Raw genomic sequence first — 15,126 nt, 5'->3', positions numbered from 1 at the left:
GTTTCTCCCAGGATCCCTGGTCGAGGTGCCTAGCACGGCCTCCGATTGACATGCAATAAGACTGTCATATTGTATGACGAGATGACGGCCCTCGCACGATTATCGAGATCGTGCCGGGCGCCATCCGAGGCGGGCGCGACGTTCCGCCGGCGACGTCTCGCACCATGGGAGGGTTCTTCATGCCGATGTCCACGAAGGCAGCCGCCGAGGGCCGACGCAGCGGCCTGCTCGCCGCATTGCTGGTGGCGGCTTTCGCCATCGCCGGCCCGGAACCGGTCCGCGCACAGCAGATCGACCTGACGATGGGGATCATCGTCTCGCCGGGCGATGCCTATTCGGCGATGACCGCGAGCGTGCCCGAGCGCATCGCCAAGGCGACGAACGGCCGGGTGCAGGTGACGGTCAGCGATTCTCTCGTGGCTCCCGCGCAGATCGCATCGGCGGTGCGCGACGGCCGCCTGCCGATGTCGGCCGCGCTGCACACCTATCTCGCCGCCGACGAGCCGCGCATGGGCATCTTCAACCTGCCCGGCCTGATCAGCGACATAGAGGAATACCAGAAGGTGCGCGACGCCTTCTGGGCCAGGGACGTCGCCGGGATCTGGGCCGAGAAATGGGGCGCGGTCGTGCTCGCCGAAGGCGCCTGGTGCCCGACCCGGCTGTTCTCGAAGACGCCGATCCGCACCGTCGAGGACTTCAGGAACAAGCGTCTGCGCGTGCACAACCCGCAGACCGCGGCGCAGATGAACGCGCTCGGCGCCAAGCCGACGCCGATGGCGACGACGGAGATCATGCCGGCGCTGGAGCGCGGCGTCATCGACGGCGTCTTCATCTCGACCTGCGTCGGCGGCGCAATGGAATTCTGGCGGCTGGCGAAGAACGTGCAGGACTGGGGCGTCGGGGCGATCACAGGCTGGGCCATCCTGATCAACAAGGCGGAATGGGAAGGCATGCCGGCCGATGTCCGCGCGCAGGTGAAGAACGCCATGGACGAGTTGCAGAAGGATGCGTTCGGCACCTACAACGCCTTCGTCCAGGCCGCGCTCGACAACATGAAGAAGAACGGCATCGAGCCCTGGTCGGCCTCGGAAGCGGAGCGCGCCGCGCTCAACGATCCGAAATTCGCCAAGGCGGCCTATGACAGCTGGCTGGCGCGGGCCAAGGAGGTCGGTTTCGACGGGCCGGCCTATATCAACCGGGTCCGGCAGGCTCTCGGCAAGCCGACGCAGTGAGGGGACGAGGACGCCGGCGACGCCCCTGCCCCGCCGGCATTCCGATTATGCGTGGTGGCTAGCCTGCGCTAGGATATCGCCGGCTGATGTGACAAGGGCGTTGCCGGCGCGCACTTGCAGGTGCCGGAACAGAAGGGCGGACGGCGATGAACGAGGCGGCGTTTCCGGAGCGTGACTTTCGCGTCGAGCGCGTGGCGGCGCCGCTGCGCCACAGCGTCACCGAGAACATCCGGTATGCCATCGCCACCGGCCGCTTCAAGGCCGGCGAACGTCTGCCGGAGCGCGAGCTCTGCGAACTGACCGGCGTCAGCCGGACGCTGATCCGCGAAGCCCTGCGACAGCTCGAATCGGAGGGGCTGATCGAAGTGGTGCCGCATCGCGGCCCGGTCGTGGCGACGCTCACGGCCGACCAGGCCCGCGACATCTACCAGGTCCGCATCCTGCTCGAGGGGCTCGCCTGCAAGCTCTTTGCCGAGAACGCGAACGACGCCCAGCGCGCATCGCTGTCCCAGGCCTTCGAACGGCTGCGCGCCTCCTTCGACATCGCCGATCCGATGGTCCGGCTCGACGCCAAGAACCGGTTCTACGACTGCCTGATCGAAGGCTCCGGCAACAGCGCACTGGGCCTCAGCCTGAAGATGCTCAATGCCCGGATCATGCTGCTGCGTGCGACATCCCTTCAGGCAGCGGGGCGCAGCCGCGAGAGCATGCGCGAGCTGGCCGAGATCATGGATGCGCTCGCCTCGCGGGACGGCGAGGCCGCCAGGCTCGCCGCCGTCCGGCATGTCGAGAGCGCCGCCCGGGCGGCCATGGGCTTCCTCAAGGGCTGAGGCGCGCCGCTCGCTCCACCGTCAGACGTGGCCGTACTTCGCGAGAGCATCGGCGAGCGAGAGCCCGCGCGAGAGCTCCTGCCGGATCGAGACCTCGTCGGCGGTCAACCGCTCGGCTTCGGCCAGCACCTCCTCGATCCGCTCAGCCGGAATGACGATGGCGCCATCCTCGTCGGCAAGGATGAAGTCGCCCGGCTTGATCTCGACGTAGCGGCTGGTCGCGCCGCGCATCAGCACCGGGACCTGGCTGGCGTTGACCTTCCAGCGGCCGATCGACTGGACCGGCGTGCGGTAGCGTGCATAGACCGGGAAGGCCTGCTCGCCGATCCAGCGAATGTCGCGGATGCCGCCGTCGACGAGCGCGCCGACGCAGCCCTTCTCCTTCATGCCGATCGCGATCAGCTCGCCGAAATAGCAGATGCCTTCGCCGTCGCCGCTCCAGACCGTGACCTCGCCGGGCGAGACGCCCTGGCAGGCCTTCATCTTCTCGGCGTCGCCGCCGAGCGGGAACGGCGTCATCTGGCCGCGGATCGTATAGGCGAAGCCGGCGAGACGGCCGGTCGTCGCGGGATAGGGTGCGAATTGCGGCGCCAGCCCCTGGTCGGGCAGGCCGAGCGTGTCGAGCACGTCGGCGACGTTTGAGGTGTCGACGGCGAGGAAGCGGCGGCGGATGTCCTCGCGCCAGATGGCGTCGCGCCGGGGCAGTTCGGTCATGGTCTCAGATCCTTTCAGATGCTCTGGAGATAGCCGCCATCGACCCGGATGACCGAGCCGGTGATGTAGGCGGCGCGGGCGCTGGCGAGGAAGGCGACGGCGTCGGCGTATTCCTCCGGCGTGCCGTAGCGGCCGAGCGGGATCGAGCCCGTGCTCTCGGCGACGATGTCGGCGACCGGGCGGCCCTCGCGCCTGGCCTTCTGCTCGTCGAGAAAGAGGATGCGGTCGGTGGCGATCCGCCCCGGCAGGATGACGTTGCAGGTGATGCCCGCCGCCGCGACCTCGCGCGCCAGCGTCTTCGACCAGCCGACGAGCGACAGCCTCAGGGCGTTCGAGATCGCGAGGTTGGGGATCGGCGCGACGACGCCCGACGAGGTCGAGGTGACGATCCGCCCGAAGCCGCGCTCGCGCATGCCCGGCAGCACCTTGTCGGTGAGCGCGATGACGGAGAGAACCATCGCCTGGAACTGCGCCGCCCAGGTTTCCGCCGGTACGCCGGCGGCGAGGCTCGGCGGCGGGCCGCCGGTGTTGTTGACGAGGATGTCGACCGGGCCGAGCGCCTCGCCGATCGCGGCAAGGTGCCCGTCAGCCTCGTCGAGGCGGCCGATGTCCCAGCGCCGCGCCAGATGCGGAGCGCCGAGCGCGGAGAGATCCGCCGCCGTCGCGGCGAGTGTCGTTTCGTCGATGTCGGCGAGCGCGACCCTGGCGCCTTCCCTGGCGAGCGTCCTGGCGATGGCGCGGCCGAGCCCGCCGCCGGCGCCCAGGACGAGCGCCGTGCGTCCAGCGATTTCGAGATCCATGATGGGTTCCTCGTGAAGCCTCGGCCTACGAGCCGATGCGCAAGGGGGCGTCGAGCTTGCGCAGATAGGAGATGACCGAGAGCGCGGTGATGCGGCCGGTCTTGGGATTGTCGCTCGGCACGTTCTCGATGGTCATCGAGAAGCTGGCGGAGTCGGCGTCGACCTCGATCGTGTGGGTGTTGCGCGTCAGCGCCGGGTCGGCCCAGATCTCCAGCGTCGTCCGGTCGGGTCCGATGCCTGCGAGCGAGAGCGCGACCGCGACGTTGAGATTGGCCGGGAAGCCGATCGCGGCCTCGCGCGGCGTGCCGCTGAACACCCGCGTCGGCTCGGTCACGTCGTCGAGGGCGATGTTGTTCTCGACCAGATAGGGCGCGCCGACGAGGCCACGCACAGGCTTGCGGGTGACCATCCGCACCGACCGGATCACCCCCTCGGCCGCGGCGGTGACGGCGTCGAGCCCGAGCAGGGCACCGGTCGGCACGACGATCTGGCCGCCATGCTGCCGGGCGATCTCGATCAGCCCCTCATGCGACAGGATGGCGCCGGAGCTGAGCACGATCACCGTCTTGCCGGCGCGCAGGAAGGGCTCGGCGATGGCCGGCAGCAGCGCGGCCGGGGCGCATTCGACGACGATGTCGGCGAGCGCTTCGAGCTCGTCGATCGCGACGACGGGGACCGGCCGGGAGAGATGCGCGAGGCGCGCGCGCGCCTTGTCGCGGTCATTGGCGGAGACGGCGACGAGCTCGCAACCGGGCACGCCCTGGTCGAGCACGCTGGCGATCTTGAGGCCGACCGCGCCGAGACCGGCGATGGCGACCCGCCGGCGCGGATGCGCGCCGGGTGCGGAAGGGGACGTCATGGGCGTTTCCTTGTCTTGTCGTCAGCCGGCCGGAGGAGCCGGGAACAGGCTGGCGTAATGGCGCGCGCAGGCGCCGGCCGTGGTGAACCAGATGCGGTCCTGGTGCTTGTTGAGATGGTCGAGCACCCGGCGGAACTGCCGGATGCGGAAAGGCTGGCCGACGATGAAGGTGTGGATCGTCATGCCGTAGACCAGCGCCTGCTGCTCGGACTGGACGAGCATCTCGTCGAGATTGTCGATCGCCATGTCGGCGAAGGCCCGCGCCGTACCGTCGTGGAGCACGACCATCGGCACGTCGTTGACCTCGTGCGGATAGGGCATCGCCAGCAGCGGGCCGCCCTTGGTCTTCAGCCAGACCGGCTGGTCGTCCATCGGCCAGTCCATGGTGTAGCCGTAGCCGGCTTCGGCCAGCAGGTCCTCGGTGTTGGCGCTGGGATGGGCACCGGGGCTCATCCAGCCGGCGGGCGGCGCGCCTTCATGACCCGCGATCGCCTGCGTCGCCTGCGCGATCAGGCGCCGCTCGGCCTCGATCGCCATGCCGTTCTGATGCTCGGAATTGGTGCGGCCATGGGCGACGATCTCGTCGCCGCGGCGGCGATGGGCCGCGACCAGTTCCGGGCAGTGCTCGTAGCATTCGGTGTTGAGCAGCACCGAGAGCGGCAGCCTGTATTCGTCGAAAAGCTCGATCAGCCGCCAGCCACCGACGCGGTTGCCGTATTCGCGCCAGGCCCAGTTGTAGGTGTTGGGATGCTGAAGCCCTGGCGAATAGGGCAAGCCGAGCCCCGAGCCATAGGCGAAATGCTCGACGCAGAGCGCGACATAGACGGCGAGCCGCCTGCCGCCCGGCCAGGTGAAATCCGGCCGGTCGACGATCGGCGAGTAGGGGAAGCGTCCGGGGCTAGGCAGCATGAGCGTGCGTCCGTCAGGGGCGATAGTCGGCCGGGGCGACGACCGAGGAGAGGTCCACGGTCGCGACATTCTCGCGCGTCACCAGCAGCGCCGGCAGCACGACGCGCGCCTCGACGGGCTGCTTGGCCGCAGCCTTCAGCGCCTGCGCCATCGCGGCTCTCCCCTGCGCGACGACCTGCTGGATCGAGGTGCAGGCGATGTCGCCATCCTTCAGCATCTGCTGGGCGGTCGGGCTGAAATTCGAGGCCGAGACCTTCACCGGCTTGCTCGCGGCCTTGAAGGCAGAGACGACGCCGGCGGCCATGTCGTCCGTCGCGGCATAGATGCCGGCGAGATCGGGGAAACGCTGCGTCCAGTCCTCGGCCGTGCCGAGCGCGGCGTTGCGATTGTCGGCGAGGCGCGATTCCGCGACGATCCTGGCGTCCGGCGCGGCCTTGGCGAGCGCCTCGCGGAAGCCCTTGGCGCGCAGGTCAGACCAGGCCTGGCCGGCCGGGCCCGCCATCATCGCGATCGTGCCCTTGCCGCCGATCGCCTTCGCCAGGCATTCGGCCTGGAGCTTGCCCATGTCGGCATGGTCGGCGCTGACGAGCGAAGCGAGCTTCGGGGTGTTCGGCGGCGAGGAGATGCCGACGACAGGTATCCCAGCCTCGATCGCGCGCTCGACGATCGGCTTCACCGCATCGCCATTGGTGGCGCCGATCACGATCGCCGCGACCTTGCGCTGGATCAGGTCCTGCACCTGCGCGATCTGCTGCGAGGCGTTGGCGTCGCCGCCGGCATTGAGCTTGAGCAGCCTGACGCCGCCGGTCTTCGCCTCGCTCTCCATGCCGTAGACGGCCGAGATCCAGAACGAGGAGGCGAGGTTCGGCACGGCGATGCCGATCGTCTTCTCCTGGGCGAAGGCGGGCTGTGCCAGCGCGGCAATGGCGATCGAGACGAGCAGGAGGGAGCGGCGGGACCGGGACGTCATGGCGATATGTCCTTGGGCTGGCGGTTGCGGGAAAGGAGCGAGCGCAGGGCCGTGTCCATCAGGCCGGAGCCGAGGATGACGACGCCGACGGTGACCTGCGCCAGGAAGGGTGAGACGCCGGTGAGGTTGAGCCCCGTCAGCACGACCTGGACGAAGAAGGCCCCGGCGGCGACTGCGATGGCGTTGGCGACGCCACCGGACAGGGCGGTCCCGCCGATGATCGCGGCGGCGATCGCCTGCAGCTCCATGCCGGCGCCCTCGGTCGGCAGGCCGGCGCCGGCCCTGGCCGTCATCAGCGCTCCGGCGAGTCCGGCGAAGAGGCCGCAGAGCTGGTAGGCGCGGATCTGGAGGGCCCCGGCATCGGCGCCGACCAGACCGACCGCCTCGGGGTTGGCGCCGAGCATCAGGATGCGGCGCCCGAGCGTGGCGTGGCTCAGGAGGACCTGTGCGCCGAGGACGCAGGCGAGAGCGGCCCAGGCGAGCGGCGGCAGGCCGAGCACCGGATCGAAGGCAAGGCTGGTGGTGCGGCCGGCCGCGGCCAGCGGCACGGCCTGGCCGTCATCGCTGACCAGCAGCGCAACGCCCTTCAGCGCAACCAGCGAGCCGAGCGTCGCGACGATCGGTTGCAGGGAAAGGCGGCCGACGAGCCAGCCGTTCAGCGTGCCGCAGGCGACGCCGACCAGCGGCGCGACGAACAGGCCCGCCAGCCCGACCGCATTGGCGGCCATGGCAGCGAGGGTCCCGGCGAGGGCGGCGATGGCGCCGACCGAGATGTCGAAACCGCGAGCGGCGAGAGCGAACATCTGGCCGGTCGCCAGCAGGACGAGAACCCAGCCCTGGCCGGCGATGCTGCCCGCATTGCCGAACGAGAGGAAGCCGGGCGCGATCGCGGCGAAGACCAGGCCGGCGGCGAGAATGCCGGCCGGCGCGACCAGCAGACGCGGAGAGACGGTCGGGCTCATCCGCGCCTCCTGGCGGTCAGCACGCGGACCGCCTGGCCGAGGAAGGCCCAGTCCCGCTGCAGCAGCACGGCCGTGAGGACCAGCGTGCCCAGCAGGATGAGCTGGTAGGCGGTCGGCAGGTTCAGCAGCACCACGATGTTGTTCAGCATGGCGACGATCAGCACACCGCAGGCGACCATCGGGACATTGCCGCGCCCGCCGCCGAGCGGCAGTCCGCCGACGGCGCAGGCGGCGATGGTCTCGAAAGGCAGGTTCGGCGCGAGCATGGGCTGGCCGGACGCGAGGCGGCTCGTCAGGATGACGGCGCCGAGCGCACAGAACAGGCCGGCGACGGCATAGCCGGAGAAGACGAGGCGCGGCACAGAGAGGCCGGCGAGCCGGGCGGCGGCCGCATTGGCACCGGCCAGGTACCAGCCGCGTCCGAGCCGGGTCTTCGCGAGCAGCACATGCAGGATGGCGAAGGCGGCGGCCGCGCAGAGGATCGGGACCGGAACGCCGAGGAGGCGGCCCCGGGCCGGAAAGGAGAAGGCGTCGGAGGGTGGGGCATCGATCGGCAGGCCGCCGGCCAGCCAGGCGGCCAGGCCGGACGCGATCATCAGCATGCCGAGCGTCTGGATCACCGGCGGCACGGCGAAGCGGGCGACGAGCAGGCCGTTGACCATGCCGATCGCGACGATCAGCAGACCGCCGAGGAGGAAGGCGCCGACGACCCCGGTGGCGGGAAGGGCCATGACGATGACGACGCTCGCCAGCGCCGCCGAGGCGCCGAAGGAGAATTCGATGCCGCCGAGGATCACGACGATGGCCTGGCCGCAGGCGACGATGCCGAGGATCGCGGCGATGCGCAGCACGTTCTCGACATTGCCGAGCGTGCCGAAGCGCGGCACCGTCAAGGCGGCCAGCCCGAAGAGCAGCGCCGTCACGATCACTATGGCGGGCGGGCGCAGGAGCGCAGGCATGCCGGACGGCCCCCGTTCGCCGAGAGGGAAGCTGCTCATGCCGCGGCCTTTCCGGCGAGCGCGGCCATGATCGCCTCGGGCGAGGCGCTGCCGGGCAGTTCCTCCGCTATCGTTCCGTCGCGGACCACGAGATAGCGGTCGCAGAGCGCCGTCAGCTCGTCGAGATCGCTCGACGCGATCAGGACGGCGACGCCGCCACGGGCCATGTCGATGACGGCGCGATGGATCATGGCGCGGGCGGCGACGTCGACGCCGCGCGTCGGCTCGAGCAGGACCAGCGCCCTCAGGTTCGGCAGGGCAAGGCAGCGCGCGATCAGGAGCTTCTGCTGGTTGCCGCCGCTGAAGCTCGCGGCCTCGGCATCGGGACGGGCCGGATGCAGATGCAGGCGGCGCAGCAGCGGCTCGATCACGGCCCGCTCGCGCGCCTTGCCGAGAAGGCCGCGGGCGGAGAAGCGCGCGAGGGCGCTGGCGGAGGCGTTGCCGATCGCGCTGACCGGAGGAAACAGCCCCTCGGCATGGCGGTCCGCCGGGACAAAGGCGACGCCGAGGCGGACCGCCTCGCGCCGGTCGCCGAGGGCGAAGCGCTGCCCGCCGACGGCGATCTCGCCGATGCCGGGTGCGGCGCCAGCCATGGTCGCGGCGATGGTGAGCGCGCCGGAGCCGACCAGGCCGGCGAGGCCGGCGATCTCGCCGGCCCGTACCGCGAGATCGAGGCTGGCGCCCGTCGCCATGCGCACGCCGGCCGCCGTCAGCATTCGCTCGGCCCGGGCGCTGCCGGAGCGGTGCTCGTGCTCGACCTGCATGCCCAGCATGGCCTTGACCAATGTGGCGCGGTCATGCCGGCCGACCGGCGCGGCGTCGATCACGGTGACGCCGTCGCGCAGCACGGTGACCTCGTCGGCCAGGCGCTCGATCTCGTCGAATTTGTGCGAGATGAAGAGGACCGCCGCGCCCTGGGCGCACAGACCGCGGACCACGGCGAAGAGCCGGTCCGCCTCCGCGCCGTTCAGCGCCGCCGTGGGCTCGTCGAGGACGAGGATGCGGCAATCGCGGCCGACGCCGCGGGCGATCTCGAGCAGTTGCCGCTCCCCGAGCGAGAGCGAGGAGACCAGACGGTCGAGATCGAGGTCGAGCCCGACGCGGGCCAGCCAGGCCCGCGCCTCCTCGCGGCGCAGAAGCGCCGTGCGGCTGAGGCCCGCCCGGCCGGCGGCGAGCCGGAAGGCGGAGAGATTGTCGAGAACCGAGAGCTCGGGGAACAGGCTGAGATGCTGGTAGATCGGCACGATCCCGGCGGCGATCGCCTCGGCGACCGAGCGGAAGGCGACTGGCTTTCCCGCCAGGGTGACGCTGCCGCTGTCGGGCTTCACGGCGCCGACGATGATCTTCACCAGGGTCGACTTGCCGGCGCCGTTCTCGCCGAGGAGAGCGTGGACCCGGCCTGCGCGAAGGGTGAGGTCTGCGCTGCGCAGCGCGCAGGTCGCACCATAGCGCTTGGCGATGTCGCGCATGGCTAGCGCGAGCGCTGGCTCGATCGTCATCGGCAGTTCCCCGTTCACCTGAGGCCTTGCGGCAGCACCGGTGTTGCCCTGACGATGGCGCCGCCACGCAGCTGTCACAAACGAATTGTTCGGCGCTCATGCATGAACTACCCTCATGCATGAGCGAGGTGATGCATGCGAAAGAGGCGTCTGCCGCCATTGAATGCGCTGCGCGGTTTCGACGCCGCGGCGCGCCATCTGTCCTTCACGAAAGCAGCCGAGGAGCTGAACCTGACCCAGGGCGCGGTCAGTCGGCAGGTGAAGGAGCTCGAACTTCACCTGGGCCAGGAGCTTTTCCGCCGCTTCACCCGCAGGATCGAGCTCACCTCCGAGGGCGAGCAGTTCTTCCAGAGCGTCGAGAGCATGCTGGACGAGCTCGAGCGCGCCGCCGGCCGTTTCACCCGGCGCCGCGAGCGGGCGACGCTGACCGTTTCGGTGCTGCCGACGATCGCCTCGGTCTGGCTGATGCCGCGCTTGCACAACTTCACCAGCCAGCATCCGGAGATCGAGCTGCGCGTGGTCTCGTCGATCGAGCCCGCCGACCTGCTTGCGCATGACGCTGATGTCGCGATCCGCGTCGGCCGCCTGCCCGGCCGCCATTACGAGCGCCATCAGCCGCGCATCGAATTGTCGATGCTGACGCGCTGGGATGGCGTCCATGCCGACGAGCTCTTTCCGGATCGGCTCGTGCCGGTCTGCTCACCGGGCCTGATCGGCCAGGCCGGCATCACTGCAGCCGACCTGCCGCGCTGGCCGCTGATCCATACCTCGACGCGCCGCCATGCCTGGCCGGACTGGCTGAAGGCCCATGGCGTGCGTGCCGCGATCGAGATCGAGCAGGCGCTGCAGTTCGGACATTTCTTCATGTCGCTGGATGCCGCACGACAGGGCCGCGGCATCGCGCTCGTGCCCGATATCGTGCTGGCCCATCAGGAAGGCATGCGCGGGCTCGTCATGCCTGTCGCGGGCGGTCCCGAAAGCGCCGGCGAATACTATCTGCTGATCCATGAGACACGGCTGGACGAGCGGCATGTTCAGCAATTCCGCTCCTGGGCGCTCGCCGAAGCCTTCCGGGCACGGGATACCTTGCCGCGGCAACCGGCATGAGCCGGCCTCGGGCCGTCTCGCGGGCTGTCGCGACATCTCCAGCGCGCGGCCGGCCCGGACGAGACGCGCGCCGCGCAAGCGGTCGCGCGCCGCCCTGGTCGACGATCTCCGCGGTGCATGGGTCCACCCTGCCCTCGCCGGTCTGGGCCGCCGTCGGCGCCGCGCCCGATCAGGCCTGCAACGCCCAGTCCGCCACTTGCCAGCGCATCCGGCCCCGGTCGGAAACGACGCGGCCCAGCCCCGGGAAGGGCATATGCGTCGCGGCGATCAGCGCGCCCTCCGCCGCGGCGACCGGAAAGAACCGGTCCCGCATCGCCTGCGCCGCGGCGCGATCCTGCTCGAACAGGAAGTTCACATCGGTCGCGGCCGGGTGCACCACCGGGAAGAGCATGTCGGACACCATGATGAGGCTGCGGCCGGCATCCTCGATCCGCACCCCGATATGGCCGGGCGTATGCCCGGTCAGGTCGACGATGGAGATGCCGCGGGCGATCTCGCGCGGTCCGTCGATGGCCTGCAGACGCGGATAGAGGCGCACGACGTCCGCCGCCATGCGAAAGCTGGTCTGCAGGTAATCCGGGGCGCCGCTGCGCCTGGCCGGATCCGTCCAGTGGGTCACGTCCCGCCGATCGATGTACAGCTCGGCCCTGGGAAAGTTGTTCTGCCCGCCGGCGACCAGCCCGCCCATATGGTCCTGGTGCATATGGGTCACGATCACCGCGTCGATCTGGTCGTTGCGTAGACCGAGCGCGGCAAGCGCCTGCGGCAGGGCTCCCGTCTGCCCGATCGAGCCGGCCGGCCCGGCATCGATCAGGATCTTGTGCTCGCCGTCCTCGACCAAATACTGGTTGAACACGAAGCGGACGCCGCTCGGACGGGCGACGAACTGCGCCGCCGCCGCGTGTTCGACCTCGGCGGCCGAGCGGCCGGGGAAGAACGTATAGGGCATGTCCGCATAGCCATCCGTCAGCGCCGTGACGGTGAAGCGGCCAATCCGGATCTGCGCCAGCGGCGGCACCCGGGCCGCAGGCGGGGCGGCCGCCAGGCCGGGGGCGAGACCGGCCGGAGGGACGAGGCCGCCGCCGACGACGGCGAGCGGGAGGCCGGCCGCGAAAGCGCGGCGAGAGAATTGAGCCATGACTTGCTCCGTCTGATGGAGACGCGACATCGGCGCGCCAACCGGGCGGGCCTCGCGCGTCCGACGGCAAGCTAGAGCCTCCCCCAGGAATGTAGTATCCAGCGACTTTGGGAGCCGTCCTCCCGGAAATCGGGAGGAGGAGCGTGGACCGTTTCGACGCCATGGCGGTGCTGCTGGCCATCGTCGAGGCCGGCAGTCTTTCGGGAGCGGCGCGGCAGTTGCGCGCCCCGCTCTCCACGATCAGCCGCAAGATCGCCGAGCTCGAACGGCATCTGGGTACCCGGCTGTTGAGGCGCTCCAGCCGCGGCATCGCCCTGACCGATCCGGGCCGTGCCTTCGTCGCCGCGTCCCGGCGCATCCTCGGACAATTGGAGGAGGCCGAGCGCGAGGCGGCCGGCGAGTACAGGACCGCCCGGGGCGAGCTGCAGGTCACGGCACCGATCGCCTTCGGGCAGCACCATCTGATGCCTGTCGCGCTGGACTTTCTGGCGGAGCAGCCCGAAATCAGGCTGCGGCTGATGCTGACCGACCAGCAGCTCAATCTCGCCGACGAGCATATCGATGTCGCCCTGCGCATCGGGCATCTGGCGGACAGCGCGCTGATCGCGACCCGGCTGGGCACGGTCCGTCGCGTCATTTGCGCCAGCCCCGGCTACCTCGCCCGGCGCGGCGTGCCGCGCACGCCGGAGGATCTGGCGCGACATGACGGGATCAGCTTCCAGGGCTTCGCCGTCGCTCCGGAAACGCGCTACCGGCGGGACAGCGCGGCCTTTGCCGTCGATCCGCACCCGAGGCTGGCGGTCAACACGACGGAGGCAGCGATCCAGGCCGCGCTGGCGGATTTCGGGATCATCCGCCTGCTGTCCTATCAGGTGGAGGAGGAATTGCGCTCCGGCCGGCTGCAGGTCCTTCTGCCCGAGTTCGCGCCGGAGCCGCTGCCGGTCAGCCTCGTCTATCCGGAGGCGGAGCTGCTGCCGCTGAAGCTCCGCTGTTTCCTGGACTGGACCGTGCCGCGCCTGCGGGAACGGATGGCTGGGCTCCATGGCGGCGATCCGTGAGGACGGCTCATCACCCATGGCGGTCCGCTCCCAGCGACCGAGCTGCCGGATCGGCGGGACCAGCGGGGCGGCGGCGCAGCACCGGTCGATTCTCATCGCCGATAGATGCGGTCCAGCACCTCGGCGACATCGACGAGCCGTTCGCTCTCGGGATCATGACGTCCGCCTCGTGCGAGCCGGCGCGCCCAGTCGCAGGCTGCCCGGCCGCCCCACCTGTCGGGCGGCACCGTCATCGTCCGGCCTGTCGTGCCGCTGAAATGCTCGGTGACGAAATCGTAGAACGAGCCGTCGATATTGCGAAACGCCGCACCGCCCCGGCTGCCATAGACCTCCGCGGCGATCACCGCGTCGCGGCCCGCATGCAGCCGCCACGAGCAGGCGAGGCGCACGACCGCGCCGCTGTCGAGCTCGAGCGTGGCCGCCGCGTAATCCTCGACACGCTCGCTGTCCGGCGCGAGCGGTTCGCCGCCTGCGAAAAGATGCGAGCCGACCGCGTGGACCTTTGGAAAGTCGAGCAGCCAGAGCGCCAGGTCGACGAGATGGATGCCGAGATCCATGACGCAGCCTCCGCCTGCGAGCCGCCGGTCGTAGAACCAGGGCTTGTCCGGGCCGTAGGCGTTGTGGAAGACGAGATCCAGCGCATGGACACGCCCGAGCGTCCCGGTGCGGACCAGGTCACGCAGGCGCTGCATGCCCTCGGTCCAGCGATAGGACAGGTCGACGCCGAGCAGCCGGTCCGCCTCCCTTGCAGCAGACACCACCTCCCGCACCTCCTCTGCCGTGCGCCCGAGCGGCTTCTGGCAGAAGACAGCGACGCCGGCCCGTAGCGCGGCGAGGCTCTGGGCGGCATGGAGCGCGTTCGGCGTCGCCACGACGAGGCCGTCGAGGCCGAGCGCGAGCAGGTCCTCCAGCGAGGAGAGCTGCCGGGCTCCGGGGGCGAGCCCATGCGCTTGCCCGGCCGCTTCCGGCGCGGGATCGACGAAGCCGGCGACCTCGACCGTTCCCGAAGCGAGAATGGCCTTCATGCGATCGAGCCCGATCCAGCCGAGGCCGAGAAAGCCGAGACGCGGCCGAGACGCGATCATGGCCGGACGACGGCCTTCACGAAGCCGTCGGGACGATCGCGGGTGGCGTCGAGCGCCGCGCCCAGCCGTTCCAGCGGGAAGCTGTGGCTGACGAGTTCGTCCAGATCGAGCCGGCCGGCCGCGACAGCGGCGATGCCGGCGCGCATGCCCTCGACATAGATCCTCGGATCGCGCTCATGCGCATTGACGACGTCGAGCCCACGCCAGTTCCACAGCCACATGTTCACCTGGCGCGGCCCGTCCTGATGGTAGCCGGCGACGATCAGGCGCCCGCGCTCGCGGGTCAGCTCGCCGGCGAGGTCGAGCGGCGCCTGCTTGCCGACCGCCTCCACGACCCGCTCGCAGAGCTGACCGCCGGTCAGCTCCTTCACCGCTCCGATGAGCGAGGCGTCGTCCGACAGCGGCAGCGCTTCCGCGGCGCCCATGCGCCGCGCCAGCGCGAGCGCAAAGGGGCGGCGCGAGATCGCGATCACACGCGCGCCGGCCTCGCTCGCCAGCCGCGTCAGGAGGAGGCCGAGAAAGCCGGCTCCGACGATGGCGACGGTCTGCCCTGCGGCGATCTCGCTGCGTCTGAAGATGTTCATCGCGCAACCGAGCGGCTCGCCCGGCAGCGGCTTGCCCGCGAGCGCCGCGGGCAATGGCACGACGGCATCGGCTGCGGCGATGTCGTATTCCGCATAGGCCCTGTAGGAGAGCGCGGCGACGCGCTCGCCCGGGCGGATGCCGGCGACGTCCTCCCCCACCGCGTCGACAACGCCCCAGCCCTCATGGCCGAGATCGCCCGGTGCGGTCGGAAAGCTCATCCAGGCCGGGCCGGACCAGGGCACGAGATTCGAGGCGCAGACGCCGCAGCCCTCGAGCCGCACCCTCACCTCGCCCGGTCCCGGCTCCGGCACCGGCACCGCGCTCATCTCCACCCGGCCGGGAGCCGTGATGACGGCGGCGCGCATGGTGCGGACGGCTCG

Annotated in this window: 15 protein-coding genes; 4 read left to right on the top strand and 11 right to left on the bottom strand. The window is 70.4% G+C overall.

All coding sequences use genetic code 11. The features are described 5' to 3' along the window. The first annotated feature begins 179 nt into the window (after nucleotides 1-179). Both dctP and CS1GBM4_RS03710 read left to right on the top strand, forming a co-directional pair. Entirely contained in the window at nucleotides 180-1,232 is a 1,053-nt protein-coding gene (gene dctP / locus CS1GBM4_RS03715; RefSeq protein ID WP_210201523.1) for a TRAP transporter substrate-binding protein DctP, read from the top strand. Between the two features lie 146 nt (nucleotides 1,233-1,378). After that, nucleotides 1,379-2,062, top strand: a complete 684-nt coding sequence (locus tag CS1GBM4_RS03710) for a GntR family transcriptional regulator (RefSeq protein ID WP_186417344.1) — start codon at nucleotides 1,379-1,381, stop codon at nucleotides 2,060-2,062. 21 nt (nucleotides 2,063-2,083) lie between these two features. Here the strand turns inward: CS1GBM4_RS03710 and CS1GBM4_RS03705 are convergent, their stop codons facing one another. The 8 genes from CS1GBM4_RS03705 to CS1GBM4_RS03670 are packed head-to-tail and all read right to left on the bottom strand — an operon-like array spanning nucleotide 2,084 to nucleotide 9,773. Further along, entirely contained in the window at nucleotides 2,084-2,776 is a 693-nt protein-coding gene (locus tag CS1GBM4_RS03705; RefSeq protein ID WP_186417343.1) for an RraA family protein, read from the bottom strand. Nucleotides 2,777-2,790: 14 nt separating this feature from the next. Beyond that, nucleotides 2,791-3,576 carry an SDR family oxidoreductase gene (locus tag CS1GBM4_RS03700; protein WP_186417342.1) on the bottom strand — a complete coding sequence of 262 codons (786 nt, stop codon included), beginning with the start codon at nucleotides 3,574-3,576 and terminating at the stop codon, nucleotides 2,791-2,793. A gap of 25 nt (nucleotides 3,577-3,601) precedes the next feature. After that, a complete protein-coding gene (locus CS1GBM4_RS03695) occupies nucleotides 3,602-4,435 on the bottom strand; it encodes an aspartate dehydrogenase (RefSeq protein WP_186417341.1) in 834 nt (277 codons plus the stop codon). A gap of 21 nt (nucleotides 4,436-4,456) precedes the next feature. Next, nucleotides 4,457-5,344, bottom strand: a complete 888-nt coding sequence (locus CS1GBM4_RS03690) for a polysaccharide deacetylase family protein (RefSeq protein ID WP_186417340.1) — start codon at nucleotides 5,342-5,344, stop codon at nucleotides 4,457-4,459. A gap of 13 nt (nucleotides 5,345-5,357) precedes the next feature. Continuing rightward, nucleotides 5,358-6,314 carry a substrate-binding domain-containing protein gene (locus tag CS1GBM4_RS03685; RefSeq protein WP_186417339.1) on the bottom strand — a complete coding sequence of 319 codons (957 nt, stop codon included), beginning with the start codon at nucleotides 6,312-6,314 and terminating at the stop codon, nucleotides 5,358-5,360. Beyond that, nucleotides 6,311-7,276: an ABC transporter permease gene (locus tag CS1GBM4_RS03680; RefSeq protein WP_186417338.1), complete on the bottom strand. Its 966-nt coding sequence runs from the start codon at nucleotides 7,274-7,276 to the stop codon at nucleotides 6,311-6,313. The genes CS1GBM4_RS03685 and CS1GBM4_RS03680 overlap by 4 nt, the downstream gene beginning before the upstream one ends. Further along, on the bottom strand, nucleotides 7,273-8,274 hold the full coding sequence (locus CS1GBM4_RS03675) for an ABC transporter permease (RefSeq protein WP_186417337.1): 1,002 nt from the start codon (nucleotides 8,272-8,274) through the stop codon (nucleotides 7,273-7,275). The genes CS1GBM4_RS03680 and CS1GBM4_RS03675 overlap by 4 nt, the downstream gene beginning before the upstream one ends. Then, nucleotides 8,271-9,773, bottom strand: a complete 1,503-nt coding sequence (locus tag CS1GBM4_RS03670; protein ID WP_186417336.1) for a sugar ABC transporter ATP-binding protein — start codon at nucleotides 9,771-9,773, stop codon at nucleotides 8,271-8,273. Before CS1GBM4_RS03670 ends, CS1GBM4_RS03675 begins: the two co-directional genes overlap by 4 nt. Nucleotides 9,774-9,908: 135 nt before the next feature. Here CS1GBM4_RS03670 and CS1GBM4_RS03665 point away from each other — a divergent pair, with 135 nt between their 5' ends. Further along, nucleotides 9,909-10,880, top strand: coding sequence for a LysR substrate-binding domain-containing protein (locus tag CS1GBM4_RS03665; protein ID WP_186417335.1), 972 nt, complete (start codon nucleotides 9,909-9,911; stop codon nucleotides 10,878-10,880). A 169-nt stretch (nucleotides 10,881-11,049) separates the two neighbouring features. Here CS1GBM4_RS03665 and CS1GBM4_RS03660 read toward each other — a convergent pair whose 3' ends face one another. After that, on the bottom strand, nucleotides 11,050-12,018 hold the full coding sequence (locus tag CS1GBM4_RS03660) for an MBL fold metallo-hydrolase (protein ID WP_186417334.1): 969 nt from the start codon (nucleotides 12,016-12,018) through the stop codon (nucleotides 11,050-11,052). Nucleotides 12,019-12,161: 143 nt separating this feature from the next. On the opposite strand from CS1GBM4_RS03660, the gene CS1GBM4_RS03655 reads away from it, so the two are divergent. Beyond that, complete coding sequence (locus CS1GBM4_RS03655) at nucleotides 12,162-13,076, top strand: LysR family transcriptional regulator (protein WP_186417333.1); 915 nt, start codon at nucleotides 12,162-12,164, stop codon at nucleotides 13,074-13,076. Between the two features lie 92 nt (nucleotides 13,077-13,168). Here the strand turns inward: CS1GBM4_RS03655 and CS1GBM4_RS03650 are convergent, their stop codons facing one another. Both CS1GBM4_RS03650 and CS1GBM4_RS03645 read right to left on the bottom strand, forming a co-directional pair. Further along, nucleotides 13,169-14,161 (bottom strand): Gfo/Idh/MocA family oxidoreductase, encoded by a 993-nt coding sequence (locus CS1GBM4_RS03650; RefSeq protein WP_186417332.1) that lies wholly within the window; start codon nucleotides 14,159-14,161, stop codon nucleotides 13,169-13,171. After that, complete coding sequence (locus tag CS1GBM4_RS03645) at nucleotides 14,158-15,111, bottom strand: zinc-binding dehydrogenase (protein ID WP_186417331.1); 954 nt, start codon at nucleotides 15,109-15,111, stop codon at nucleotides 14,158-14,160. The genes CS1GBM4_RS03650 and CS1GBM4_RS03645 overlap by 4 nt, the downstream gene beginning before the upstream one ends. Between the last annotated feature and the right edge of the window lie 15 nt (nucleotides 15,112-15,126).

It is taken from the genome of Allobosea sp. CS1GBMeth4 (assembly GCF_900185715.1).
Classification (GTDB): domain Bacteria; phylum Pseudomonadota; class Alphaproteobacteria; order Rhizobiales; family Beijerinckiaceae; genus Allobosea.
This window is presented reverse-complemented; position numbering and strand designations above follow the sequence as displayed.

Coding starts and splice junctions, on each gene's coding strand:
- dctP (WP_210201523.1), top strand. CDS start 180: ATGCCGATGTCCACGAAGGCAGCCGCCGAGGGCCGACGCAGCGGCCTG.
- CS1GBM4_RS03710 (WP_186417344.1), top strand. CDS start 1,379: ATGAACGAGGCGGCGTTTCCGGAGCGTGACTTTCGCGTCGAGCGCGTG.
- CS1GBM4_RS03705 (WP_186417343.1), bottom strand. CDS start 2,776: ATGACCGAACTGCCCCGGCGCGACGCCATCTGGCGCGAGGACATCCGC.
- CS1GBM4_RS03700 (WP_186417342.1), bottom strand. CDS start 3,576: ATGGATCTCGAAATCGCTGGACGCACGGCGCTCGTCCTGGGCGCCGGC.
- CS1GBM4_RS03695 (WP_186417341.1), bottom strand. CDS start 4,435: ATGACGTCCCCTTCCGCACCCGGCGCGCATCCGCGCCGGCGGGTCGCC.
- CS1GBM4_RS03690 (WP_186417340.1), bottom strand. CDS start 5,344: ATGCTGCCTAGCCCCGGACGCTTCCCCTACTCGCCGATCGTCGACCGG.
- CS1GBM4_RS03685 (WP_186417339.1), bottom strand. CDS start 6,314: ATGACGTCCCGGTCCCGCCGCTCCCTCCTGCTCGTCTCGATCGCCATT.
- CS1GBM4_RS03680 (WP_186417338.1), bottom strand. CDS start 7,276: ATGAGCCCGACCGTCTCTCCGCGTCTGCTGGTCGCGCCGGCCGGCATT.
- CS1GBM4_RS03675 (WP_186417337.1), bottom strand. CDS start 8,274: ATGAGCAGCTTCCCTCTCGGCGAACGGGGGCCGTCCGGCATGCCTGCG.
- CS1GBM4_RS03670 (WP_186417336.1), bottom strand. CDS start 9,773: ATGACGATCGAGCCAGCGCTCGCGCTAGCCATGCGCGACATCGCCAAG.
- CS1GBM4_RS03665 (WP_186417335.1), top strand. CDS start 9,909: ATGCGAAAGAGGCGTCTGCCGCCATTGAATGCGCTGCGCGGTTTCGAC.
- CS1GBM4_RS03660 (WP_186417334.1), bottom strand. CDS start 12,018: ATGGCTCAATTCTCTCGCCGCGCTTTCGCGGCCGGCCTCCCGCTCGCC.
- CS1GBM4_RS03650 (WP_186417332.1), bottom strand. CDS start 14,161: ATGATCGCGTCTCGGCCGCGTCTCGGCTTTCTCGGCCTCGGCTGGATC.
- CS1GBM4_RS03645 (WP_186417331.1), bottom strand. CDS start 15,111: ATGCGCGCCGCCGTCATCACGGCTCCCGGCCGGGTGGAGATGAGCGCG.